We start from the raw sequence: 24,158 nt of genomic DNA on the forward strand, positions 1-24,158 counted from the left end.
AACTATGAGATGGTCAATACCAGAACGCTTTGTCCAGAAGGGTCGAGCTTACGTCGATGAAGGGCGTGTCACAACATTAAGTTATGATCGTCAACTTGAAGAATGGTACGCAGAAGTCATTGGGACTAAGCGTTATCAAGTCGTGCTTGACGGGACAGTTAAAGAGCAAGATCGTTGTACCTGTCCGGCATGGGAATCAAGAGGTTATTGCAAACATACCGTAGCAGTGGAACTTTATTTACGTGATTTAGGCTATCAACGTGTGATGGCTAACAATCATTCCCTGCAAGGATTGCAACAATCACCAAATATTTCAGAAAAATTAGTGACGACACTAACCAATACTTTGACCAAACACGCCAATGAGTTATCGCCACTAGCTATTAAAGTGGTGTTAGAAAGTGACAAAGGTCCCTTTGATGATGCGAGTATAGGAAGTTTGACAGTGAGTTTGAAAATTGGTTACCAAGGGGGCAAACTTTATATTGTCCGAGATATTACTAATTTTTTATTGAAGTATGAACAAACCGGTGTCTATGAAACCAAACAAGCGAATTATTACCTGTCATCTGAAGCGTTTGATTCAGATGCGATTGCTTTTATTGAAAGCTTACTTGTTTTAATGAAGCATCAGCGTAAATTATTAGCGTATGATCGTGGCATGACTTTGCCGTCCAAAAGTTTATTAGTGCCTAAGTTCTTAATAAAGAAATGGTTAGATGACGCATTATTTGATGCGTCGCTTATTGAAAATAAAATGACAGGAACGCTCTCACCTCATCCGTTGAGATGGGAAGACGACCTACCTTATCAAGGCTTTATTTCAGAGGATAACCAAGGCGTGATTAGTGTAAAACTTGAGCCGAATTATGATGTGTTCTTTACAGAAGAAAATTTTTTCTATCACGAAGGCGCCTTTAGTGAACTGGCATATAAACAATTAGAACTTTTTCGTATCATTCAAACAACATTAAAAAAGGTATCAGATAATACGTTGGTCTTTATACAAGCGCAACGTCAGCCCTTTTTTGAAGTGATTTATCCTCAGTTGAAGATGATTAGTCAGTTGACATTTTCGGACTCTTTTGAGATTGAGTGGGTGGAAGAAGAGCTATCTAGTGCCTTATATTTAACGCAAACAGATCAGTTGCTTGAGGCACAGGCTGTCTTTTCATATGGTGAGTATAGTTTCTATTATCCAGAACGTTCTAACGATTATGATGTGATTATTCAACGTGATATTCCGACAGAGACGCGTTTAGCTAGACAGCTAGAAGCAAGCGGATTTATTACATCGTCAGGAGTATTGCAAAAGCAATTCCCTGAAAAAGAAACGTTGTATGAATTTTTTACCAAAGAGTTACCTAGCTATCGTGAGCTTTTTGACCAAGTAGAACTGGAAGATAGTATAGAAGAGCTATTCTTAGAAGGAATGAAGTACCAACCCGCTATGACGATTGATATTGAACGCTCTTGGTTAGATGTTAAATTTGATATTTCAGGTATTTCCGAACAAGAAGTCGACGGTGTATTGACTAGCTTAGTAAAAGGAGAGAAGTTTCATACTTTAGCGAATGGTCAAATGATGTCGCTAGAAAATGATTCTTATCAACGATTAGCAGAACAATTGAAAAAAATGGCGAGTCGTCCAAGCTTCAATTTTGGCCATTTACAGTTACCCAAATATCAAAGTATTGTATTATCTCAACAATTATTGGAGACAGATAATGTGACATTAGAACCAGCTTTTGAGCAGATGGTTCAAGACTTACGTGAATTTGATCAACGTCCTATTGCTGTTCCCTCAACATTTGTAGGCGAATTACGCCCGTATCAATTAACGGGTTATCGTTGGTTAACGATGTTACAAGATTATGGGTTTGGTGGTATTTTAGCAGATGATATGGGGTTAGGAAAGACGATTCAAACCATCTCTTATTGTTTGCATGTGAAGGAGAAGGAAGCTGAAGCAGAGCCCATTTTAATTATTGCCCCAGCGAGCCTTGTCTATAATTGGAAAAAAGAATTTGAACGTTTTGCCCCAAGTTTGACGATCGCCATTATTAGTGGTGATGCCTTAAGCAGACAGGAGAAGTTAGAGAAGTGGGAACAATTTGATATTGTCTTAACCTCTTATGGTACTTATCGCCAAGATGAAGAACTTTACCGTAAGCGACGCTGTCATACCTTATTTCTAGATGAAGCACAGATGGTTAAAAACACTAATACCAAAACATTCCAAGCAATCAAGCGCGCTAATGCGAGCCATCGTTTTGCTTTAAGTGGGACACCTATTGAGAATAAAGTCGATGAAATTTGGGCAATCTTTTATTTGCTGATGCCAGGGTTACTTCCGTCATTTAAGAAATTTCAGTCCTTAAACACGGAAGATATTCGTCAACTGATTCGCCCGTTTATTCTGAGAAGGACAAAACAAGAAGTATTAACAGAATTACCTGATAAAGTAGAGAATACCATTTATAGTGAATTAACACCGGAACAAAAAGTTGTCTATCTAGCCCAATTAAAAGAAATTCAGGAACAAATGAATGGTATGAACACAGAGCAATTTAGAGAAAATCGTTTTAGTATTTTATCCGGTATTACCCGATTGCGCCAAATTTGCTGTAGCCCTGAATTATTTATGCCAGACTATCAAGGAGAATCAGGCAAGCTAAAACAATTGGAAGCACTGGTAACTTCAGCTTTAGCAAGTGGCCGACGTATGTTAATTTTTTCTCAATTTACGAGTATGCTATCTATTATTGAAGAACGAATGGCACAGATGGGGCAAGAAGTGTTTTATTTACGTGGCAGTACCCCAAGTGCGAAGCGTCAAGAAATGGTGGATGCGTTCAATGCAGGTGAGCATAATATTTTCTTGATTTCACTTAAAGCTGGAGGAACCGGTCTTAACTTAACGGGAGCAGATACAGTGATTTTATATGACTTATGGTGGAATCCTGCGGTGGAAGAACAAGCAACAGGTCGTGCACATCGTATGGGACAAAAAAAAGAAGTCGAAGTATGGCGTTTGGTCGCTGAAGGAACAATTGAAGAAAAAATTGTAAGTCTACAAGCCCAGAAGAAAAGTCTATTTACGGATATCCTGGGGTCAAGTTCAAGTCAGCTAACAGAACAGGATATTAGAGCGTTATTGTTAGAATGATCGTGGACTGCAACGAGACGCTTTGTCATACCTTAATGCTGTGTTTTTTGATATGATAGATTTAATAATATAAAGGAGGCGATGTAGTGTGAAAAAAGTAATGACCGTTTTTGGGACGCGTCCTGAAGCGATTAAAATGAGCCCCTTAGTGAAGGAACTTCAAAGTCGTTCAGAAATTGAAACCATTGTCTGTGTGACGGGTCAACATAAAGAGATGTTACAGCAAGTACTAAACGTGTTTGCTATTCAACCTGATTATGATTTGGAAATCATGAAGCACAATCAAGATTTGTTTGATGTGACCATGAATATTTTAGACCGAATTAAACCTATTCTAGAAAAAGAACAACCAGATGTCGTGTTAGTACATGGTGATACCTCGACAACATTTGCAACTTCATTAGCTTGCTTTTATTTGAGAATTCCTGTAGGGCACGTGGAGGCAGGACTTAGAACGTATAATATTTATTCACCGTTTCCAGAAGAGTTTAACCGTCAAGCGGTTGGATTAGTGGCTGCGTTTAATTTTGCTCCTACTCAACAGGCGAAAGAGAATTTATTACGTGAAGGCAAAGACGAGGCAAGCATTTTTGTGACGGGAAATACCGCGATTGATGCTTTAGAAACTACCGTTAGTCAGACTCACCGTCATGAAATACTAGATTGGGTGGGGGATAGTCGTTTAATTACAATTACAGCCCATCGTCGTGAAAACTTAGGGGAACCGATGCGTCATATGTTTAAAGCAATTCGCCGAGTTGTTGATGAATATCCGGACATTAAAGTCGTGTACCCAATTCATATGAATCCTCAGATCAGAGAACTTGCTGATGAGTTCTTTGGCGATTCTGATCGAATGAGTATTATTGCGCCACTTGAGGTCGTCGATTTTCATAATTTATTGGCGAATAGTTATTTGATCTTGACTGATAGTGGCGGCATTCAAGAAGAGGCGCCTTCATTAGGTAAACCAGTTCTAGTGATGCGTGACACAACTGAACGACCAGAAGGAGTCGCAGCTGGCACGTTGAAATTGGTAGGGACGCAAGAGGCGACTATTTACGAGAGTTTCAAGCAGTTGCTAGATAATAAAGAAGTGTATCAACAGATGTCAGTGGCCGCTAACCCTTACGGTGATGGTACCGCAAGTCGTCAAATTGTTGATATTTTGTTAGAAAAATTAGGCTAAATAAAGGTGGTAGTAGCGAGTGACGTGTCGTTCGCTACTTTTTTATCCACAAAGAAAGAGAGTGTGAATAAGTGTTAAAACGATTTTTTAGCTATTATAAACCGTATAAAAAATTATTTATATTAGATTTTACCTGTGCTATTATTGCAGCTGCTTTGGAGTTAGCATTTCCAGTAGTGGTTAATAATGTGATCGATAACGTCTTACCAAAAGGCAATTGGCGGATGATAATATTGGTCTGTCTGGCATTATTATTCTTCTATATTATTAATACGCTACTACAATTTATTGTCGTGTATTTTGGGCATATGTTAGGGGTTAATATTGAAACAGATATGAGACAACAATTATTTGCCCATTTGCAAAAACAACCTTTTGAGTATTTTGACAATAGTAAGACAGGTAAGTTAATGAGTCGTTTGACTACTGATTTGTTTGAGATTTCTGAAGTAGCCCATCATGGTCCAGAAGATGTTTTTATCACCATTATGACGTTGATTGGGTCATTTGTTTTAATGTTTAGAATACATGCAGGGTTGGCGATTGCAACGTTTGTCTTGATTCCATTCCTAACGATAGCTTTAGTTTTCTTCAATAAGAAGATGACCAAGGTGAACACAGAAATATACAACAGTTTAGGAGAGTTTAACGCAGGGATCGAAGCCAGTGTGAGTGGGATTCGTGTGGTTCAGGCATTTGCTAATGAATCATTTGAAGAAAAACGCTTTGCCGGATTTAACCAAGGGTATCGCAAAGCTAAGTTAGCTTTTTACCGCTTAATGGGAACAAGCTCTTCGTACAATTATTTTATGATTCGTCTAATTAATTTATTTACGCTGATTTTTGGTTCGTATTATATATTAAAAGGAGACATTACTACCGGGCAGTTTGTCGGCTTTATCTTATTAGCTAATATTTTTGTGAAACCAATTGAAAAAGTAAATACTATGATTGAAAGCTACCCTAAAGGAATTGCTGGATTCAAACGCTTTACAGAAGAAATTGATAAAGAACCTGCAATTAAAGATAAAGAAACCGCGGTTGATTTACCTAAAGTTACCGGCCAAATTAACTATCAAGGGGTATCATTTGCTTATAGTGATGGGACGGAAGTGTTGAAAGATATCCATTTGACCATTAATCCGGGTGAAACAATTGCGTTTGTAGGCCCAAGTGGTGCGGGGAAAACAACTTTAACTAATTTAGTGCCTCGTTTTTACGAAATCACAGGAGGATCGCTTCAAATAGATGGGATGGATGTGCGAGATGTCACACTTAACTCTTTAAGAAGCCAAATAGGGATTGTTCAACAAGAAGTGTTCCTGTTTCCCGGTACCATTCGAGAAAATATTGCCTATGGTAAATTAGAGGCGACCGAGGATGAGATTGAAGAAGCGGTTAAATTAGCCCACTTAGAAAAAGTCGTGAACCAAATGCCTGAAGGATTAGATACGGTGATTGGTGAACGAGGAGTAAAATTATCAGGAGGACAAAAGCAACGTGTCGCAATTGCGCGTATGTTCTTGAAAAATCCCCCCATTTTAATTCTAGATGAGGCAACTTCAGCGCTTGATACCGAAACAGAACAAGTCATTCAAGAGTCGTTGTTCTCACTTGCTAAAGGACGAACGACATTAATAATCGCACATCGTTTAGCAACGATTAAATATGCGACACGTATTATTGTCATTAACGAACAAAGCATTGTGGAAGAAGGCACACATGAGGAGTTACTAGCATTAAATGGCGCGTATAAAAAACTACACGACGCGCAATTTGCGTAATTTAGTAAGAATAGGTCACAGATAAGTAATTAGCAGTCTTTTATCATCCGTCCGTTAATTGACTTGATGATGAAAGACTGCTAAACTTTTTTGATGGAAGTAATAGTAGTACGATAGAGGGGAAAAACATGTTAGTAGACGTTGTCGAAATTATCTTAATCTTTTTAATGAGTACGTATGGTGCCATCTTCTTATCGATGGGATTATGGCTGATACAAATGCAAAGAATAAGCAAAAAATTTAATCAAGAGCCAAAAAAATTAGAGGCTTATTTTGATAAACTAACCAAAAGAAACGTTTTTTATAGAATGATGACGAATTATTTAATCGTGATGTTAGTTCTATCTAGCGTGGTAGGTTTAACGATTTGGAAAGACCGTCCGGTATATGCTATCTTTTTATTTGGGTGGGGTGTTTTTCATCTTGTCTATAAATATTGGCAAAAGAAAGATCAATTTTCTATTATAATCGATAAAAAGAAGAAGTAGCCGAGCGTTATAAATAAAGTAACAACCTTCTAAACTTAGATGTATTTCTAATCGTAGAAGGTTGTTTAGCCTGTAATAAAATAATAAATAGTTATTATTTTATTATCAGACACTACTGCTACGTTGCATTAAAACAAGCTATTTTAATAAGAATATGATAGAATATAATCAAGAAGTAATAGAACTGACATAGAAAAATAGACAATTAAGACTTGAGAAGGCCTACGAGAATGAAAAAAGCTGTTTGTGTAACCTTTTTCAATATGCGAAAAAAGGATGAGGCAAATAGCTTTTCTTTCGTACAGAATCAACAAGTCCTTAATACGCTGTCTGTTAATAAAATAAAGAGGTGAAGTTTGTGAGTTCAATAAAAATCATCCCTTTTGGTGGCGTACGTGAAAATGGGAAAAACATGTATGTAGCTGAAATAGAAGAGGATATCTATATTTTAGATTGTGGATTGCAATACCCAGAAAATGGTTTATTAGGAATTGATTCAGTAATTCCCGATTTTTCCTACCTAGTAGAAAATAAAGAGCGTATTGTCGGTGTGTTTTTAACACATGGTCATGCGGATGCGATTGGCGCATTGCCGTATTTATTGGCTTCAGTAGAAGTTCCTGTTTTTGGTTCAGAATTAACCGTAGAATTAGCTAAATTAGCGACAACTGGTTACCCTGGTTCGAAGAAATTTACTGATTTTCATATTGTAAACGAACAAACCGAAATAGATTTTCCAACTAGTACGGTTAGTTTCTTTAGAACAACGCATACAATTCCAGATTCATTAGGGATTGTGTTAGGTTCAACAGAAGGTAGTATTGTATATACAGGTGACTTTAAATTTGATCATAGCGCCATTGATATGTATAAAACCGATTTTGGCCGCTTAGCAGAAATTGGTCAAAAAGGCGTGTTTGCTTTACTAAGTGATTCATCAAATGCTGAAAACCCTGCGCAATTAGTATCTGAAAAACAGATTGCTGAAGAAGTAGAAGACACGGTGAAATATTGGGATGGACGTATTGTCGTAGCAGCAGTTGCTAGCAATATTCAACGTTTACAACAAATTTTCAATGCCGCACATCGAGCAAATCGTAAAGTTGTCTTAACAGGACGCAATATCAACGAAGTCATTCAAGTGGCGATTCGTTTAAATAAATTAACGTTGCCAAGTGATGAGTTAATTATTAAGTATCAAGAAATGAAAAACTATCAACCAGAAGAATTATTGATTTTAGAAACAGGTCGTCATGGCGAGCCTATCAAATCGTTACAACGTATGGCGAATCAACGTGGTCGAGGCATTCAACTGGGTGAAGGTGATTTGGTATACATTACCACAACACCATCAACAGCTATGGAAACAGAGATGGCGAAGACAGAGAATTTAGTTTATCGTGCAGGGGCAACCGTTCGTACGATTTCTGATAATATTAAAGTCTCAGGACATGGTAGTCCAGCTGACTTACAGTTAATGATTAATTTAATGAAACCACGTTATTTTGTTCCTATTCAAGGGGAATATCGTGTGTTAGCAGCACATGCTGATTTAGCCCATGATGTCGGGATGGATTATCGTAATATCTTCTTGACAGGTCGTGGAGATATTATTGAATATGATGGCAAACGCATGCATATGGCAGGTAGCGTGGACGCTCAAAATGTCATGGTCGATGGTATAGGTGTTGGTGATATTGGGAATATCGTCCTACGTGATCGCCGTATCTTATCTGAAGATGGTGTCTTCATTGCGGTAACTACCATTAATCGTAAAACACGTAAAGTAGTAGCTAAACCACAAATTACTACACGAGGATTCGTTTACGTTAAAGATAATCGTGAATTAGTGGAAGAAAGTGCTAAAATCGTTGAGAAAATTGTGGAAGAACAGTTAGTTGATAACGATTTCGAGTGGAGCAAACTAAAACAAGAAATCCGTGATCAATTAAGCCGTTACTTATTTGAACAAACTAAACGACGCCCAGTGATTTTACCAGTGATTATGGAATCAAGTCAGAGAAGAAAATAATAGATTAGAAGAGGTTGGAAAGTAATCCAACTTCTTTTTTTACAAAATGTTGTTCGTAAAATGATTATTATTTTTGATGAGGAGTTTATGAAAGTAGAATATCAATTAACAAAAAAAGAATTTATTCGCATGAATAGTATTTATGCGCGACATATTAATAAAATCAGTAAATATCTTATTTGGTTTTATTATTTGGTGGGCGTAGGATTAATTGTAGATAGTTTGTATAATATCACGATTATTTAGACGGCGTTAACGCTATTTTTTTCTGAAATGTATGGGTATGGACTGATGATGCTTGGAGAACTGCTCTTGGGTGTTTTCTTTCTTGTTGTCGGTTACTATTCTTCTATTTGGACAGCAAAACGTTGGGCTAAAAAGGAAATAAATCAAAAAGCATTTGAAAAACTTGATTTAACTATTTCAGATGAAGGATTTTACATTGCGAATGATCGTAAGGAGTTATCCACTATTAATTGGGAATCGGTTGGAAATATCTATGAAACGAAGGAGTTTTTCTTATTTGAATTTGTTGAGCGTCAAATTAGCACCTTACCCAAACGAGTATTAAGCGCTGAACAACAACAGGCATTAATAGCGCTTATTCAGCAACATTTTTCAGGGGCTATCCAATCTGTGAATAAATAATCATGAAAGGTCACGCTGTTCATTTTTTATAAGGATAGCGAGGCTTTTTTTGTTATAGAAAAATTAGTGAGAATAAGAAATTAAACAATTTTAATTAATCTAAATTGTAAAGGGTTACTTTTAGTGTTTTAGTTTACTTCCTAACTTTTTTAGTTTAATATAGATAACGTTGTGTTAAAAAAATAAAAAAATAAGAATATTATATTTTAATGTTCGGTTTTTAGGAGGAAATAGTATGAAAGACAAGATTCTTTCTTATTTCGAGATTGAGAAGCTAAATACGACAGTGCGTCGTGAAATTTTAGCTGGTTTTACAACGTTTGTGTCAATGGCGTATATTTTATTCGTGAACCCAACGGTATTAGGGGCATCAGGAATGGATGAGGGAGCAGTGTTTACTGCAACAGCATTAGCAAGTGCGTTTGGCTGTATTCTAATGGGATTATTAGCGCGTTACCCAATTGCAACAGCACCTGCGTTAGGAATTAATGCGTTCTTCTCATATACGGTATGTATAGGAATGGGTGTTCCTTGGGAAACAGCTTTGGCGGGCGTATTTGTTGCTTCGTTAATTTTTATTCTAATTACCGTATTTAAATTACGAGAAATGATTATTGATGCGATTCCTGCTGATTTGAAACATGCGATTGGTGGGGGAATTGGATTGTTCATCGCCTTCTTAGGATTAAATGAAGGTGGTATTATTGTAGCAAATGATTCAACATTGGTTGGATTAGGTGATTTAACGGTTGGTACTACATGGTTAACTATTTTTGGTTTGGTAGCAACTGCTGTATTAATGATTCGTAAAATTCCAGGAGCGATTTTTATTGGGATGGCTGCTACAACCTTATTAGGTCTGGGAACAGGGTTAATTGGGGCACCAGAAAAAATTGTGTCCGCTGCACCAAGTTTGAAACCAACGTTCATGGTAGCGTTGAGTCATGTGAAAGATATTAATTCACTACAATTAGTCGTTGTGGTCTTAACTTTCTTATTAGTAACCTTCTTTGATACAGCAGGGACATTAGTTGGTTTAGCTAATCAAGCAGGTTTTATGAAAGATAATAAAATGCCTCGTGTGGGTAAAGCGTTGGCTGCTGATTCAACAGCCATGATGGCAGGTTCATTATTTGGTACGTCTCCAGTAGGTGCGTATGTTGAGTCTTCAGCAGGTATCGCAGTAGGTGGACGTTCTGGATTGACGGCTATTTCAACAGGTATTTTCTTTATATTTGGTTTATTCTTTTCACCACTTTTAGCAGTTGTAACGTCACAAGTGACTGCACCAGCCTTGATCATTGTAGGTGTTTTAATGGCACAAGAATTACGTGATATTGATTGGGGTTCTCTTGAAATTGCGATACCAGCCTTTTTAATTTTAATTGGGATGCCATTAACTTACAGTATTTCTGATGGAATCGCGTTAGGCTTTATCTTCTATCCAATCACAATGATTGCCGCAAAACGTGGTAAAGAAGTGTCACCTATTATGTATGCACTGTTTTTTGTGTTTATAGGATTTATGTGGATATTAAATGTAAATAAATAATGGTAAAGGATTGGTGGCTTAGGCTATCAATCCTTTTTTGTTAACTTAGTTTAACTCCATGTCAATTTCGTTGACAATAAAATAAATTGTGTGATAAGATGTTAATCACTGAAATGTAAACGTGTCAATGAACAAAAGGAGACTATCAATGAATAAAGAAATGATTAAAAATGTTGTTTTAGGTATATCACTAACAGGTAGCATTACATTGTTAATTCAAGCATTATACGCAGGCTCAGCTGCGCGTTTGTTTTTACCAATCTTTTTTGCGGTTGGGTTAGGATTAGGTTTACTAAGATTATTTGTGAATCATAATATAAAAAAAATGAAGGGTAAATCGATCATGACAAAGATTTTATTCTTTGCGGTATTATTAGGTGTAGGTTTACCATTTCAAAGTTGGTTCCGTACCAATGTAATGTTTGCGATGGATCCAGAAGTGATGCCTAGAAGTATCGCGATGATGGTTATGGGCGTGGTTAGTTTGACCGTTTGGACGATGAAATCAAAAAAACAAGAGGCTTAATAAGATGAAGTAACGTTACTCTAATCGAGTAGCGTTTTTTTAATGCTAACTAGGTTGCTTTACATACTAGTGAGGATGTGCTATTCTATAGTTGTAACTAGTATGTAAAACATAATAGCTAGGAAGTAGGAGAGGCCAATGAAAGAAACACAATTATTAAAAGGCGTACTCGATGGTTGTGTATTAGCAATTATTGCGGAAGAGGAAATATATGGCTATGAATTAGTGCAACGTTTAAAAGCTGCGGGATTTCAAACCATTATCGGTGGCACGATTTACCCGCTACTACAAAAATTAGAAAAAAATGGCTTGATTAATGGTGAGATGAAAAAATCACCAGAAGGGCCTGACCGAAAGTATTTTACGATTACAACAGAAGGGCAAGCGTATTTGTCTGGTTTTAAGAATCAGTGGCAAGAATTAGTTGAAAAAGTGGATCGGTTAATGGAAGGAGCAGACGAATATGTCTAAGAACTATCGTGAACAAGCCAATCAATTGGCAGAACAGTTAACGCCCAAAAATAAGGCGTTCTTCGGTAAAATTCAACAGTACTTAGGTTTATCCAGTATTTTTTTGGATGAGGAGAAACTGAATGAACAAATCTATCAAATTGCCGTTGACTTGGTAGAAGCGCAGTCGCATGGTGAAAGAGCAGAAGAATTTTTTGGTCAAGATTCTCAAGCAATTGCTGATGAATTGTTAAAAAATACCCCGCCTTCTAGTTGGAAATCTCGCTTTAAGTTAGTAACATTTATTGTAGCGATTTTTTGGTTAGCCTTTATGATAACGGATTTTGGTGGATCGAAAGTTGCGACCATTAATCCATTGTTTTACGCTATGTCCATTATTATTGTCCCGATATATGTGGGACTATTTATACAGATGACTAAAAAATCGGTGTATCAAAAGGTGAAAAATAAATATCTCGATATGTTCAAGTATGGAATGCTTCCAATGATATTTTTGGGGATTAGTGGTTATATAGCAACTTTTTTACCAAATACTTGGAATTTCACGATTAGTTTTCCATATAATGTGTTGATAATTGGCTTGTTTATCGTGATTATGTTGATTTGTGATATCAGCTCTCGATTTGGTGAGGGATGGCGTGGGTTGTATCGGATAGGAGCGCTAGTTGGGTGCTGTGGATTGGTGCAACAAGCTTTGTATTATTTCACCAACTGGTCTGAAGAAAAAATCACACTCATTGGACTGGCTTTAATAGGTGTCATCGTTGTAGGAGTGGTGAAGTATTTAGAAAAAAAAGAAGCCCGTTAAGGCTTCTTTTTTATTTTGCTGTTTTAGCTACTCTAGCGTCTTGTTTTTTATGTATGGCATTCATGACGGCTCTAGCAATAGGTTGAGCAATTAATAATTCAACAGCAAAAGCTACACCAAAGTTACGTGGCCATTTGTGGAAAAATGTTTTGAAGGGGGCTAGTGATAGCTCACCCATTCCGAACCAATTACCGATGATGGTCATCACCATTGACATGAAGAAAACGGTACATAGCGTGTCAATAATAATTTTTGAATTGAAACTATCGTTTTCTCCTACGATTTTTTGTGCTAATTTTGAGCCTAACGGATGTAATAGTGACACAACAACTAAAACCGCAATGAAGATAAAGGGTATTTTTTTCAAAATAGTAGTATAAGTGTCCATTGTAAAGCCGGCTTCTAACATTGAAATGATTGGTGCAATCAAGTTAACTGATAATAAGGCAATTATCAGTGTAAATAAAATCCCTTCTTTAGCATTACGTGGTAACTTCATATAAAACTCCATGTTTGTCCTCCTGTAAGCATAAAAAAGTTCAGCAAAGAATACCTACACGTCGAAACGTGCAGCTGTTTTTTGCTGAACCATTATACGCTATTATATTTTTAACTTTTTGTAGCTTAACACAAATAAACAATCCAAACTAATGATTTGCATTGTTTTCATGAAAAACCTCTAATTTCTTGTGAAATTTGATGTATAATGCTTTGATTTTTCTTGCTAGTCCGTTATAATTTGTAAGGGAAATTTCACAAGTGGACATGAAACATTAAGTGTCACGTTCAGTTGTGGTATTTTTTAAACTAGAAGAGAAAAGGATGTTTTTAAGTGTTAGAATTCGCAACAAAACTAGCGTCGATTATTTTATTTGATATTGTCTTGAGTGGAGATAATGCCGTCGTGATTGCTTTAGCAACGCGTGGTTTGGAAGAGAGTAAACGTAAGAATGCCATTATGATTGGAACAGCAGGTGCGATTATTTTACGTGTCGTCTTGATGTTAATAGCTGTTCAACTATTAATGTTACCGTATGTTAAAATCATCGGTAGTTTATTACTATTATATATTGCGTATGATTTATTAAAGACCGATACTGATGATGAAGCAAATATCAAAGCATCTGGCGGTTCTTATTTTTCAGCGATTCGTACGATTTTAATGGCTGACTTAGTCATGAGTTTAGACAATGTGATTGCCATTGCTGGAACAGCTGATGGTCATTTTGGTTTAGCAGTCATTGGTTTAGCAGTAAGTATTCCAATTATTATTTTTGGTAGTCAAGTGATTATCAAACTAATGGATAAATTTCCAGCATTAATTTGGGTAGGAGCAGTGATGATTGCTTATACAGCAGGTAAAATGTTTGTAGAAGATCATGCGATTGCCCATTTTGTTGATGGTCTTGTGCCAAATATTAGTCATACACCAGCAGTTCCTGTTATTTTTGGGGCTATTTTGATTTTAGGTAAGTTATTAATGAATCGTGTACAGGCAACCAATTCAACAGTTAAGTCATAATAACAGATAGTTAAAAGGTGATTCATTCTGTCAAGATGAATCACCTTTTTGTCTATCAATTGGTTCACAAACTGATGTATAATTGTAAGAAAGATGAGAAGGAGAGATGATGGAGTATGACATTTGAAGAGATATTACCTGAATTAAAAAAAGGTGCCAAGATTATTCGTAAAGGTTGGGGTGGTTTTGAGTTATATGTCACGTTAGTAGAAGATGACGTTTTTGATGGTTCACCGGTAACCCCTTATTTTTTAATTAAAACAAGTGATGAAGGCTTTTCTAGTTTTGCACCGACTGTTTGCGATATTTTGGCAGATGATTGGGCGATTGTTCAATGAGAAATAAGTATTTAGACTTGGCTAATCAAGTGGTGCTTGTTACAGGGGCAGCTTCAGGTATTGGCTTATCACAGGTGGAAGCTTTTTTAGGACAAGAAGCGTATGTGTTTGGGGTGGATTGTCAAGAGGGAAAAATGTTAGAACTTACTAAAAAGTATCCGGCTCATTTTGGCTACTTTGTCGGAGATATTTGCCAACAAGCCACGTTAGAAGAAGCGTTAGCTCAATGTGATCGGATGTTTGGCAGTATCACGATTTTACTGAATACTGCGGGCATTCTGGATGACTATTTACCGCTTCATAAGACAGATGAAGACTTATGGGATGCTATATATGAGACAAATGTAAAAAGTATGTATCGCCTGACAAGGTTAGTGTTACCTCAGATGTTAGCCAATAAAAGAGGAACGATTATCAATATGACATCAATTGCCGGGATGATTGCTGGTGGCGGTGGTATTGCTTATACCATGTCGAAACATGCTGTTGCAGGATTCACTAAACAACTGGCGCTTGATTATGCCGCACAAGGGATAACGGTTAAAGGAATAGCGCCAGGGGCTATCCAAACTGCTATGACGAAAGCTGATTTTTTAGGAGATGGTGAGATGGCAAAATGGGTGGCTAATGAGACACCTGTTAAGCGTTGGGCGCAACCTGAGGAAGTAGCGGAACTAACCTTATTTTTAGCGACGCCACAAGCAAGCTATCTTCAGGGAGTTATTGTCCCAATTGATGGTGGTTGGTTAATAAAATAAGGTTGATTATTTGTTGAAAACCTGTATGCTATTAATGAGCGAAAAAAATTCGCACTACAACACTTCAGTCGGAGATTTTCCCATCCTTTGGTTGTAGTTATTAACAAGTTTAGCTTGTAAAGGAGAACGAATATGAATGAATCAAGAGAAGGCGCACGTCGTCAATTCAACACGAAAGAAATTGCCACAATCGGCGTAGTCACAGGATTATATGTCGTGATTACCTTATTTTTGTCGGTCATAAGTTTTGGTGCGTTGCAATTACGGTTGGCAGAAATGTTTAATTATTTATCTTTGTACAACAAAAAATATGTATGGGCAGTGACACTTGGTGTGGCAATAGCTAACATCTTCTCGCCATTAGGAGTGATTGATGTTGCGGTAGGAAGTGTTTGCACGTTTTTAGTCCTACAATTTAATTTATTTATTACAAGAAATATGACGTCAATGCCACTAAAGTTAGCGGTGACGGCTGTTATATTTGCTATTTCCATGTTTACGGTTTCCGGCCAATTAACCATTATGTATCAGGCACCATTTTTTATTAACTGGTTAGCAATTGGCCTAGGAGAATTATTCTCAATGACAGTAGGTGGTGTCTTAATCCACTGGATCTCAAAAAAAATAGATTTAACTAAATAATTAATTAGAATAGAGCAATAAATTAGTCAAATGGGAAAATAATGATGGGGCACGTGTTTGCGTGTCCTTTTGTTATTGTTTGACATTCGTTAGGTACCTATGTATACTGCTAAGAGGAAATGACAAGAAAGGAGCTATTATATGGAGAATGAAAAATTAGTAGAGTTGTTTTTTGAAATTAACCGATTAAATCGTCGTTATACAGAAAAGAAATACGGGAATTTGACCCCTATGCGAGGGCAGTACCGTTGTTTATTAGCCTTAGATAATAGAGGAACACTTAGCCAAAAAGAACTAGCAGAAGTTTTACAAATTCGTTCAACCTCGGCAGGAGAATTAATTGCTAAATTAGAACAAAAAGGCTATGTTTCTAAAAAAGTATCACCAAATGACAAACGTGTGAGTATTATTTCTTTAACAGAAGAAGGACGTATTCAAGCTGAACTGGTGAAGAAAAAGAGAATAGAAGCACATAAAGAAATGGTCTCAATTCTTGAAGAAGATGAGAAAGAAAATTTTTATCAGATTTTATCAAAAATAGAACGGTATTATCTGGAGATGGAGGAAGAATTGTTTGAATAACTTAGTTTTAACCGATAAAAGACGCACGATGATTTTTATTAATATCGTGATTACGTGTATCGCCTTAACGATGCTAGCTACAGCGTTAACAACAGCTTTACCCGCTATTGTATCGGATTTATCTATTGATATGACAATGGGGCAATGGTTGACGAGTGGTTACTCGTTAGCGATGGGGATTGTCATGCCTTTAACAGCATTTTTAATTACTCGTTTTCCAACTAAAAAATTATACATCAGTGGGTTATTGTTAGCCTTGATAGGGTTATTATTGTGTGCAACAGCAACCAATTTTCCGATGATGATGTTTGCGCGTGTGTTGCAAGCAACGGGTAACGGAATTTTAACATCGATGGCGCAGGTTATTTTATTGACGATCTATCCGCCTGAAAAACGTGGTGCTATCATGGGATGGTATGGCTTATCATTAAGTGCTGCCCCTGTTGTAGCACCAACGCTTGCGGGTATGATTGTCGACTTGTGGAATTGGCGTATGATTTTTTACGTTGTCATGGTGGTAGTAGTGATTTCACTGATTTGGGCCTGGAAAGTGTTTGATAATGTATTAGAAATTTCTGTTAAGTCGTTTGATGTGAGTTCCTTTGCGTTGAGCGCAATTGGTTTTAGTGGAATTACATTAGGAATTGGTAATTTAGGCACGTATTCATTGGCAAGTTTTAATGCGGGAGGTATGTTACTAATAGGTATACTAGCTTTAGTAATATTTGCCCGACGTCAATTCAAGCTAGCACAACCGTTTTTAGATTTACGTGTCTTTAAAAACAAAGAATATACGATGAGTGTGATTGGTAGTATGTTGCTGTATCTTGTGATGATGGGGTCAACAATGATTTTACCGTTATATATTCAAACGATTTTAGGCAAGTCAGCGACTGTTTCAGGATTGGTTGTTTTACCTGGTTCATTGGTGATGGCGTTTATTAGTCCAATTGCTGGTAAAATGTATGACAAGATGGGAATGAAAGTATTAACGATTATTGGGGCTAGTTGTTTAACATTAAGCAATGCAGGCATGTTTTTTGTGACAGATCAGACTAGTATCATTGTATCGGGAGTACTCAACGCATTACGTTGTGCGGCGATTGGTTGTTTGATGATGCCGTTTGTTACTTGGGGCTCAAGCAACGTGCCAAAACAATTAATGGCACATGGAACGGCACTATTAACTTCATTAAGAACGATTTCAGGGGCGATTGGAACAGCTGTTTTTGTTAGTGTCATGCACAATATCGCGAGTCATAGCAATCTAGGCTCACAAACGATTAATGAGATGCACGGTTTAAATATGACGTTTTTGATAATGAGCGGTATCTCTGTCTTTCTATTAGTAATGGGTCTTACAATGAAGAATAAAACGAAATAGAAGCAGTTTTTTGAAACATCTTTTATATTAGAAAAGAGTAGCTGTGACAGATAGTTGTCACAGCTACTTTTTATAATAATTCTTTGTATAAACGTTCGACGTTTTGATAGAAGATTTTTTCTATTTCTGTGGTACTAAAACCTGCCTGTGATAGCGCCTGAGCAATCTTAGTGATAGAGCGTATGTCTTTTAGTTCTTCATTAACAGGAATACCGTCAAAATCAGAACCTAAGGCGATACATTCGATACCACCTACTTGTTTTAAATGTTTAGCATGGCACGCGATGGCGTGAACGAGTGGCTGTGTGTCATTAGGCTTGCGTAAGAAGTTTTCACAATAATTAAGACCGATGATACCACCACGTTCACTAATCGCTTTAATTAAGTCGTCGGGTAAGTTACGTGAATGATATGTCACTTCACGAGCGTTAGAATGACTAGCGACAAACGGTCGGTCGGTATAGGTTAAAACATCGTTGACTAATTGATCAGATCCGTGTGAGACATCAATGATCATGCCTAATTGATTCATACGTTGAATGATATCAATACCAACTGGGGTTAGCCCTTTTTGATACGTGGATAGCAATCCGCTTTTTTCTTCAACAAATAAACTATTGGGATAGCCTAATTCATTTTGGTAGTTCCATGTTAGGGTCAACATACGGACACCACGCTGATAGAATTCTTCTAAATAATCAATGCGTCCTTCAAGGGGTGCGCCTTCTTCCATTGTTAAGAGACTACTTAATTTGCCATGTTCTTGATTGGTTAAATAATCTTGATAAGATAATACAGGTGCAATATGTTCACGATTCTTTTTCAATTCACGTTCATACAAATCGATATAGTGATGGCATGAATCGTAAAGATTAGGTGTCGTTGCTTTATCTAAATAAATGGCAAAATTTTGCAGAATGGTGCCACTTTCTTTCATCTTTTGTAAATCTATTTGTAAATGGTTCTGAAACAAACTATTCTCAGGTGTTCCATCAATGCGTGTGATAGTATCACAATGTAAGTCAATGGCTTTCATGAACATCATTCCTTTTTATTTTTCCTTTAATATTACGCTTTTTCTAACAGCTTGTCTAAAGAAAGCCTCTTGTTAAATGAAAAAGACTATTAGCAAATGTCGGAATATTCGATTGATAGCTTGTTATGTTATGATGATATTAACGAGTCAGAAGGGAAGGTGAGGTAAATGAGAAAAGAACTGAAAGAAGATTACCAAGAAGTTTTTCGTTCAATACGCGGGCAATTTGGAGCAGATCAAGGTAGACCGTTAGCGATTTGGAAAGACAACCATTCAGTATTGAAAGACAGAATGGCGACACAACTTGAAGGCTTATTTCGCAGAGAATTGACAGAAGAAGAAATACGCTATTTTTTAACCGAGATTCATCAGGAAGGCTGTGGTTTTGCAGCGGCGACGACGATTATTTTACAAAAATATGCGAAGCAACCAGCATTGTATGAAATTGCCTATGGCTTTGCGTTTTATAAAGAAAGACAACGTGTTGATTTTGTTTCCTTGTTGCTGGATTTTTACTATACTCAAAACAATTGGCACCATTTGCCTCATACGTCTTTGCGCTTTAAATTAAGACATCCTGGCATTAGAGCAGGTGATATTCGTATGAATCTTTATCGGTATACAAAAGAACACGGTTTAGCAATCAAGGGGAAATGGTTGAGTTGGCCTAGTCGTCATCGCTTAATAAAAGCCTTACGTTCAGGAAAAATTATTACCATGACCAGTTATCTAACCAAAATGCAGTTAATGGCACCAGAAGAGGTATCGTATCATCATCAACAAATAAATTTTCATACCGTCATGTTGGTTGATTTTAATGAGGTTACACAACGTTTTGTGGTGAGTTCATGGGGAGATTATTATGAGTTGGAACGTTTGCCTAGTTTTTCCACTTTTTTTGCTTATTGACGATTATAATAGCAAAAAGGAAGGTCGATAATATTCGTCCTTCCTTTTGATTTAAATAAGTCCTAGCTGTTGTAGTGCTTTTGCGATACCATCGTTGTCGTTAGTATCAGTGACCATTGTCGCAATCGCTTTGACCTCGTCTTCGGCATTACCCATTGCTACGCCAGTGCCAACTGTTTGTAACATTTCAAAATCATTCAGTCCATCACCAAATGCAATAGTGTCTTCTTTTTTGAAGCCAAATTGTTCAGCAACATGCATGATTGTTGCTGCTTTTGAGCCGTTATGAGGGACAACATCTACACTGTTCTCATGCCAACGAACAAAACGAAATTGTGGGAAGTCTTGATCGAAGTAACCATCAAGGGTCTTGTCATAATAAGCTAATGCTTGATAGATATCATTTTCATGATAGAAGTGTTCATCGAATTCAGGGATTTCTTGCCCAAATGAACGCATAGCATCATCCATAATACCTGGTTTAAAATCAGTGTTTCGTTTAATAATTGTTAGGTTTAGAGCTGCGGTATCAATAGCCATTTCCTTAGTCAATTCAATAAAACGCTTTAAATCGTTTGGTTCTAAAATATTTTTATACACTTGTTGATGGTTAACAAAGGCGCCTGCACCATTGCATAGAATATAATGATCAAAACCTAAGGACTCAATCACCTCTTTAGCAAATAAATAACTACGTCCTGTCGCAATCATTAACATATGTCCATCTTCTCTTAATTGTTTGAGAGCAGCTAAGGTACTAGGTAATGGTTGCTTATTGCTATCTAAAATTGTGCCATCAATATCAAAGGCAATTAACTTACGTGTCATAAACTTCTCGTCACTCACTTTCTCATTATCATTCATTATTTATACAGTGTATCATAATTTTGCGACTCGGTGGATAAATAGTTGGTCTATCGTTTTTATAATGACCTTTAAATATAAATGTGTTACTATTAAGCAAACATGTTATTAGGAAAGGAAGATCATTATGTCAAAGAAAGTAAATCATTTAAAACCAATTAAAGCAGAAATGTTACCTAATTTAAGATTACGCATCACGTTTAATAACAATGAAGTACGTTATATGTCTCGTTTTACGAAGGTCGATTTATTTATTCAACCTTTGGCTAACACTTGGATTGGTAATGAAATTAAGATTTTAGAAGATGGTTCTATTATGTTGAATAAGTTACATATTCCTTATGAAGCGATTATTGAACAAAGTACAGGTTATTTAGAGGAAGAAAACAGAACGTTATAAACCAATAATTTTATAAATAAGTTAATATTGCTGATTGACAATTTGTAAGCGTTTTGATACAATTCGCTTGTAAGTAATAGATATGTCAAAAAGGATAGTAATCTTAGGAGCTAGACCTGATGATAAATTTATAAAACGCGCTATGTTTATTTAGTGACTGTTTTATTGATTTATGATTAGGTCTTTTTTCAATTTAAATGGAGGTATGAACGTGAAAATTATCAAGATATTAAATAACAATGCTGCTGTTTGCCAAACAGAGGATCATCAAGAGATTATTTGTTTTGGTAAAGGAATTGCGTTTCAAAGAAAAGCTGGTGAAACAATTGAAACAGGATTGATTGATAAAAAGTTTTTGCCTGATAATGCAGATTTTGTTAGTAAGTATCAGCAAATTGTGTCAGTTATTCCAGATGATTATGTTAAATTGGCTGATCAAGTGATTGATAATATTAAACAGAAATTAGGTAAGTCGCTCAATGACAATATCTACATTTCTTTAACGGATCATATCTTTGCAGCAGTGAAACGTTACGAAGAAGGTGTTTCCTTAACGAATACAATGTTATGGGATATCAAGCGTTTTTATCCAGCTGAGTTTAAATTAGGACAAGAATCTATTGAGATGATAGGAAAAGTATTAGGTGTTAGTTTACCTGAAGATGAAGCAGGATTCATTGCGTTTCACATTGTGAACTCTGAGCTTGACGAACAAGTGGAGAATACTTATCAAATTACACGAGTGATGACAGAGGTGTTACATATTGTAACGTATCATTTTAATGTGACGCTTGATGAAGAATCAGTCTATTATTACCGATTTATCACACATATGAAGTTTTTAGCACAACGTTTATTAAATGGTAGTAGCTATCAAGAAGGTGGAGAAGACCCGTTATTTCAAACAATTAAGACCACCTATCCTGTATCATTTGATTGTGCCAATAAAGTCAATGACTTTTTGAACAAGAAGTATCACCTGAATTTATCTGAAGAAGAATTGAGTTATTTAACGATTCATTTAGACCGATTGATTTATAAAACAAAATAATTTTTGTTTAATATAAAAAATAACACCAAGGAGGATTGTGAGGTTCTGTATTACCAATAGGATGGTGACATTAAGTTGGCCACACCGCTAGTAATTAAAAAATTAATTAAGCGGAGGGAATTATTATGGAAAAGTATCAACAATTAGCATCAGAAATTATTGAAAATGTCGGTGGTAAAGACAATATTTTAGGATTAACACATTGTGTCACACGTTTAAGGTTTAAATTAAGAGATGAGAGTTTAGCCAATGATGAGTTTTTAAAAAATCATGAAGGTGTAGTGACAGTCTTAAAATCGGCTGGACAATATCAAGTTGTTATCGGTAATCATGTACCTGATGTATTTAAAGTCGTGAGAGAACAAGCAGGACTTTCAGATGATCTTTCTACTATTGAAGATGATAAAAAAGAAATGAGCTTGTTCGCGAGATTCTTTGATTTTATTTCAGGCGTGATGATGCCGTCTATTGCTATTTTATCAGCGTCGGGAATCATTAAAGGGTTGAATACGGTTTTATCGGTTGCAGGAGTCTACTCAGCAGAAAGTTCTTATTACACATTAATTAATGCGATTGGGGATGCAATGTTCTATTTCTTCCCGATTATATTAGGCTATAATACAGCACGTAAGTTGAAAATGAATCCATATATTGGATTAACGTTAGGTGCTATTATGTGTTACCCAGAAATTAATGGTGTAGATCTTAGCTTCTTTGGTCATAATATAAACGCTACCTATACATCGACTGTATTGCCCATTATTTTATTAGTTTGTTTAGCGGCACCGGTAGAACGTTTCTTTAATAAAGTATTACCAAGTGCAGTAAAAACATTTATGACGCCGATGCTTGTGATGTTAATTTGTTTACCTATTGGTTTTGCATTGATTGGACCTTTAGCAAATTTAGTTGGTTTATATTTAGGAAAAGGAATCAACACAGTCATTGGGATAAGCCCAATTTTAGCAGGTATTTTACTAGGTGGTATGTGGCAATTATTCGTTATGTTTGGTGTACATATGATGATTATTATGCCGTCAATTATGGGCTTAATGCAAGGAACACCTGATGCAATGATGGCAATGATTTCACTTGTTTCATTTACACAATTAGGTATCGTTTTAGCTATTTGGATGAAAACTCGCGATAAAAAATTAAAAAATATTGCCCTACCAGCTTGGATCGCATCTATTTTTGGGGTAACTGAACCGGCTATTTACGGGGTAACATTACCACGTAGAAAAATGTTTGTTCTATCTTGTATTATGGGAGCTATCAGTGGTGGTTTACTAGGAGTATTAAATGTTAAAGCTTATACAATGGCAGGTTTAGGAATCTTCGGGCTACCCGGTATGATTGACCCAAATTCAGGTGATTTAGATAATTTAGTCAAAGCGATTATAGTGATGATTATCACCACAATTCTTTCGTTAGTAGCAGGATATATTCTATTCAAAGACGATAAAGTAGAAGCAACGATGGATGAAGTTGGAACAAATCATACAAAAATGACGAGCGTTTCTAACGCAATTGGAGAAGCTGAAGTATTAGTGAATCCTATTAAAGGGACAATTCTTCCTCTTAATGAAGTAAAAGACGATGCATTTGCACAAGGGATTATGGGAAAAGGGATTGCGATTGATCCTGAAGAAGGTCATGTGTACGCGCCTTGTGATGGCACGGTAATGACGGTTTTTCCAACCAAACATGCGATTGGTTTAATATCTGAGGGTGGCAGTGAGATTCTTATTCATTTAGGTATGGATACTGTACAATTGAACGGTCAATATTTTGAAGCGCATGTTGAAAGTGGTCAAAAAGTGGTTAAAGGTGATTTGTTAATTTCTTTTGATTTAGATGCAATTAAGGATGCAGGATACTCAATGGTAACGCCTATTATTGTGACTAACACACGTGATTATAGTGAAATTTCACCTGTATCCACAACTGGAGACATTACAGTTGGAACAGATTTATTAAGCTTACAAGTGTAGAAAAAAATAAT

23 protein-coding genes are annotated in these 24,158 nt (G+C 36.3%); 20 read left to right on the plus strand and 3 right to left on the minus strand.

Annotation, left to right across the window (positions count from 1 at the left end):
• The first annotated feature begins 4 nt into the window (after positions 1-4).
• The 10 genes from E4Z98_RS00730 to E4Z98_RS00775 all read left to right on the plus strand — a co-directional run bounded on the left by E4Z98_RS00730 (position 5) and on the right by E4Z98_RS00775 (position 12,667).
• Entirely contained in the window at positions 5-3,169 is a 3,165-nt protein-coding gene (locus tag E4Z98_RS00730) for a DEAD/DEAH box helicase (RefSeq protein WP_135254419.1), read from the plus strand.
• Positions 3,170-3,257: 88 nt separating this feature from the next.
• Positions 3,258-4,358 (plus strand): non-hydrolyzing UDP-N-acetylglucosamine 2-epimerase, encoded by a 1,101-nt coding sequence (gene wecB, locus E4Z98_RS00735; RefSeq protein WP_209316303.1) that lies wholly within the window; start codon positions 3,258-3,260, stop codon positions 4,356-4,358.
• Between the two features lie 71 nt (positions 4,359-4,429).
• Positions 4,430-6,142, plus strand: a complete 1,713-nt coding sequence (locus tag E4Z98_RS00740) for an ABC transporter ATP-binding protein (RefSeq protein ID WP_135254418.1) — start codon at positions 4,430-4,432, stop codon at positions 6,140-6,142.
• A 128-nt stretch (positions 6,143-6,270) separates the two neighbouring features.
• A complete protein-coding gene (locus E4Z98_RS00745) occupies positions 6,271-6,630 on the plus strand; it encodes a hypothetical protein (RefSeq protein WP_135254417.1) in 360 nt (119 codons plus the stop codon).
• A 358-nt stretch (positions 6,631-6,988) separates the two neighbouring features.
• Complete coding sequence (locus E4Z98_RS00750; protein ID WP_135254416.1) at positions 6,989-8,662, plus strand: ribonuclease J; 1,674 nt, start codon at positions 6,989-6,991, stop codon at positions 8,660-8,662.
• A gap of 312 nt (positions 8,663-8,974) precedes the next feature.
• Complete coding sequence (locus tag E4Z98_RS00755; RefSeq protein WP_210410154.1) at positions 8,975-9,310, plus strand: YcxB family protein; 336 nt, start codon at positions 8,975-8,977, stop codon at positions 9,308-9,310.
• A gap of 235 nt (positions 9,311-9,545) precedes the next feature.
• Positions 9,546-10,862 (plus strand): NCS2 family permease, encoded by a 1,317-nt coding sequence (locus tag E4Z98_RS00760; protein WP_135254414.1) that lies wholly within the window; start codon positions 9,546-9,548, stop codon positions 10,860-10,862.
• Between the two features lie 148 nt (positions 10,863-11,010).
• Positions 11,011-11,388: a hypothetical protein gene (locus E4Z98_RS00765; protein WP_209316302.1), complete on the plus strand. Its 378-nt coding sequence runs from the start codon at positions 11,011-11,013 to the stop codon at positions 11,386-11,388.
• 138 nt (positions 11,389-11,526) lie between these two features.
• On the plus strand, positions 11,527-11,859 hold the full coding sequence (locus E4Z98_RS00770) for a PadR family transcriptional regulator (protein WP_135254413.1): 333 nt from the start codon (positions 11,527-11,529) through the stop codon (positions 11,857-11,859).
• Positions 11,852-12,667, plus strand: coding sequence for a DUF1129 family protein (locus E4Z98_RS00775; RefSeq protein ID WP_135254412.1), 816 nt, complete (start codon positions 11,852-11,854; stop codon positions 12,665-12,667). The genes E4Z98_RS00770 and E4Z98_RS00775 overlap by 8 nt, the downstream gene beginning before the upstream one ends.
• Before the next feature lie 10 nt (positions 12,668-12,677).
• Here E4Z98_RS00775 and E4Z98_RS00780 read toward each other — a convergent pair whose 3' ends face one another.
• Positions 12,678-13,178, minus strand: a complete 501-nt coding sequence (locus E4Z98_RS00780) for a DUF2798 domain-containing protein (protein WP_135254411.1) — start codon at positions 13,176-13,178, stop codon at positions 12,678-12,680.
• Between the two features lie 321 nt (positions 13,179-13,499).
• On the opposite strand from E4Z98_RS00780, the gene E4Z98_RS00785 reads away from it, so the two are divergent.
• The 6 genes from E4Z98_RS00785 to E4Z98_RS00810 all read left to right on the plus strand — a co-directional run bounded on the left by E4Z98_RS00785 (position 13,500) and on the right by E4Z98_RS00810 (position 17,893).
• Positions 13,500-14,189 carry a TerC family protein gene (locus E4Z98_RS00785; RefSeq protein WP_135254410.1) on the plus strand — a complete coding sequence of 230 codons (690 nt, stop codon included), beginning with the start codon at positions 13,500-13,502 and terminating at the stop codon, positions 14,187-14,189.
• Positions 14,190-14,305: 116 nt separating this feature from the next.
• Positions 14,306-14,527 (plus strand): DUF2829 domain-containing protein, encoded by a 222-nt coding sequence (locus tag E4Z98_RS00790; RefSeq protein WP_135254409.1) that lies wholly within the window; start codon positions 14,306-14,308, stop codon positions 14,525-14,527.
• Entirely contained in the window at positions 14,524-15,285 is a 762-nt protein-coding gene (locus E4Z98_RS00795) for a 3-oxoacyl-ACP reductase (protein WP_135254408.1), read from the plus strand. Before E4Z98_RS00790 ends, E4Z98_RS00795 begins: the two co-directional genes overlap by 4 nt.
• A gap of 132 nt (positions 15,286-15,417) precedes the next feature.
• Complete coding sequence (locus E4Z98_RS00800; protein WP_135254407.1) at positions 15,418-15,927, plus strand: QueT transporter family protein; 510 nt, start codon at positions 15,418-15,420, stop codon at positions 15,925-15,927.
• 141 nt (positions 15,928-16,068) lie between these two features.
• On the plus strand, positions 16,069-16,509 hold the full coding sequence (locus E4Z98_RS00805; protein ID WP_135254406.1) for a MarR family winged helix-turn-helix transcriptional regulator: 441 nt from the start codon (positions 16,069-16,071) through the stop codon (positions 16,507-16,509).
• Positions 16,510-16,579: 70 nt separating this feature from the next.
• Entirely contained in the window at positions 16,580-17,893 is a 1,314-nt protein-coding gene (locus E4Z98_RS00810; protein WP_241856735.1) for an MDR family MFS transporter, read from the plus strand.
• Between the two features lie 70 nt (positions 17,894-17,963).
• Here the strand turns inward: E4Z98_RS00810 and E4Z98_RS00815 are convergent, their stop codons facing one another.
• The gene (locus tag E4Z98_RS00815) at positions 17,964-18,938 is read right to left on the minus strand and encodes a dipeptidase (RefSeq protein WP_241856704.1); all 975 of its coding nucleotides are present in this window, start codon (positions 18,936-18,938) and stop codon (positions 17,964-17,966) included.
• 159 nt (positions 18,939-19,097) lie between these two features.
• On the opposite strand from E4Z98_RS00815, the gene E4Z98_RS00820 reads away from it, so the two are divergent.
• Positions 19,098-19,838 (plus strand): hypothetical protein, encoded by a 741-nt coding sequence (locus tag E4Z98_RS00820; protein WP_135254405.1) that lies wholly within the window; start codon positions 19,098-19,100, stop codon positions 19,836-19,838.
• A gap of 51 nt (positions 19,839-19,889) precedes the next feature.
• Here the strand turns inward: E4Z98_RS00820 and E4Z98_RS00825 are convergent, their stop codons facing one another.
• Entirely contained in the window at positions 19,890-20,666 is a 777-nt protein-coding gene (locus tag E4Z98_RS00825) for a Cof-type HAD-IIB family hydrolase (protein WP_135254404.1), read from the minus strand.
• Between the two features lie 163 nt (positions 20,667-20,829).
• Here E4Z98_RS00825 and E4Z98_RS00830 point away from each other — a divergent pair, with 163 nt between their 5' ends.
• From E4Z98_RS00830 to E4Z98_RS00840, 3 genes are all read left to right on the plus strand, one after another.
• A complete protein-coding gene (locus tag E4Z98_RS00830; protein ID WP_135254403.1) occupies positions 20,830-21,102 on the plus strand; it encodes a hypothetical protein in 273 nt (90 codons plus the stop codon).
• 211 nt (positions 21,103-21,313) lie between these two features.
• Positions 21,314-22,153, plus strand: coding sequence for a BglG family transcription antiterminator LicT (licT, locus tag E4Z98_RS00835; protein WP_135254402.1), 840 nt, complete (start codon positions 21,314-21,316; stop codon positions 22,151-22,153).
• Between the two features lie 125 nt (positions 22,154-22,278).
• Positions 22,279-24,147, plus strand: coding sequence for a beta-glucoside-specific PTS transporter subunit IIABC (locus tag E4Z98_RS00840; RefSeq protein WP_135254401.1), 1,869 nt, complete (start codon positions 22,279-22,281; stop codon positions 24,145-24,147).
• Positions 24,148-24,158 lie beyond the last annotated feature (11 nt).

The sequence above is a fragment of the Vagococcus xieshaowenii genome (genome assembly GCF_004792515.1).
Classification (GTDB): Bacteria; Bacillota; Bacilli; order Lactobacillales; family Vagococcaceae; genus Vagococcus_A; species Vagococcus_A xieshaowenii.

What these genes read in the sequence shown, in the direction of transcription:
- E4Z98_RS00815 (WP_241856704.1), bottom strand. Translation starts at nt 18,938, where the DNA reads ATGATGTTCATGAAAGCCATTGACTTACATTGTGATACTATCACACGC.
- E4Z98_RS00805 (WP_135254406.1), top strand. Translation starts at nt 16,069, where the DNA reads ATGGAGAATGAAAAATTAGTAGAGTTGTTTTTTGAAATTAACCGATTA.
- E4Z98_RS00830 (WP_135254403.1), top strand. Translation starts at nt 20,830, where the DNA reads ATGTCAAAGAAAGTAAATCATTTAAAACCAATTAAAGCAGAAATGTTA.
- E4Z98_RS00730 (WP_135254419.1), top strand. Translation starts at nt 5, where the DNA reads ATGAGATGGTCAATACCAGAACGCTTTGTCCAGAAGGGTCGAGCTTAC.
- E4Z98_RS00765 (WP_209316302.1), top strand. Translation starts at nt 11,011, where the DNA reads ATGAATAAAGAAATGATTAAAAATGTTGTTTTAGGTATATCACTAACA.
- E4Z98_RS00825 (WP_135254404.1), bottom strand. Translation starts at nt 20,666, where the DNA reads ATGACACGTAAGTTAATTGCCTTTGATATTGATGGCACAATTTTAGAT.
- E4Z98_RS00840 (WP_135254401.1), top strand. Translation starts at nt 22,279, where the DNA reads ATGGAAAAGTATCAACAATTAGCATCAGAAATTATTGAAAATGTCGGT.
- E4Z98_RS00810 (WP_241856735.1), top strand. Translation starts at nt 16,580, where the DNA reads ATGCTAGCTACAGCGTTAACAACAGCTTTACCCGCTATTGTATCGGAT.
- E4Z98_RS00760 (WP_135254414.1), top strand. Translation starts at nt 9,546, where the DNA reads ATGAAAGACAAGATTCTTTCTTATTTCGAGATTGAGAAGCTAAATACG.
- E4Z98_RS00780 (WP_135254411.1), bottom strand. Translation starts at nt 13,178, where the DNA reads ATGGAGTTTTATATGAAGTTACCACGTAATGCTAAAGAAGGGATTTTA.
- E4Z98_RS00770 (WP_135254413.1), top strand. Translation starts at nt 11,527, where the DNA reads ATGAAAGAAACACAATTATTAAAAGGCGTACTCGATGGTTGTGTATTA.
- E4Z98_RS00795 (WP_135254408.1), top strand. Translation starts at nt 14,524, where the DNA reads ATGAGAAATAAGTATTTAGACTTGGCTAATCAAGTGGTGCTTGTTACA.
- E4Z98_RS00800 (WP_135254407.1), top strand. Translation starts at nt 15,418, where the DNA reads ATGAATGAATCAAGAGAAGGCGCACGTCGTCAATTCAACACGAAAGAA.
- E4Z98_RS00820 (WP_135254405.1), top strand. Translation starts at nt 19,098, where the DNA reads ATGAGAAAAGAACTGAAAGAAGATTACCAAGAAGTTTTTCGTTCAATA.
- E4Z98_RS00745 (WP_135254417.1), top strand. Translation starts at nt 6,271, where the DNA reads ATGTTAGTAGACGTTGTCGAAATTATCTTAATCTTTTTAATGAGTACG.
- E4Z98_RS00775 (WP_135254412.1), top strand. Translation starts at nt 11,852, where the DNA reads ATGTCTAAGAACTATCGTGAACAAGCCAATCAATTGGCAGAACAGTTA.
- E4Z98_RS00790 (WP_135254409.1), top strand. Translation starts at nt 14,306, where the DNA reads ATGACATTTGAAGAGATATTACCTGAATTAAAAAAAGGTGCCAAGATT.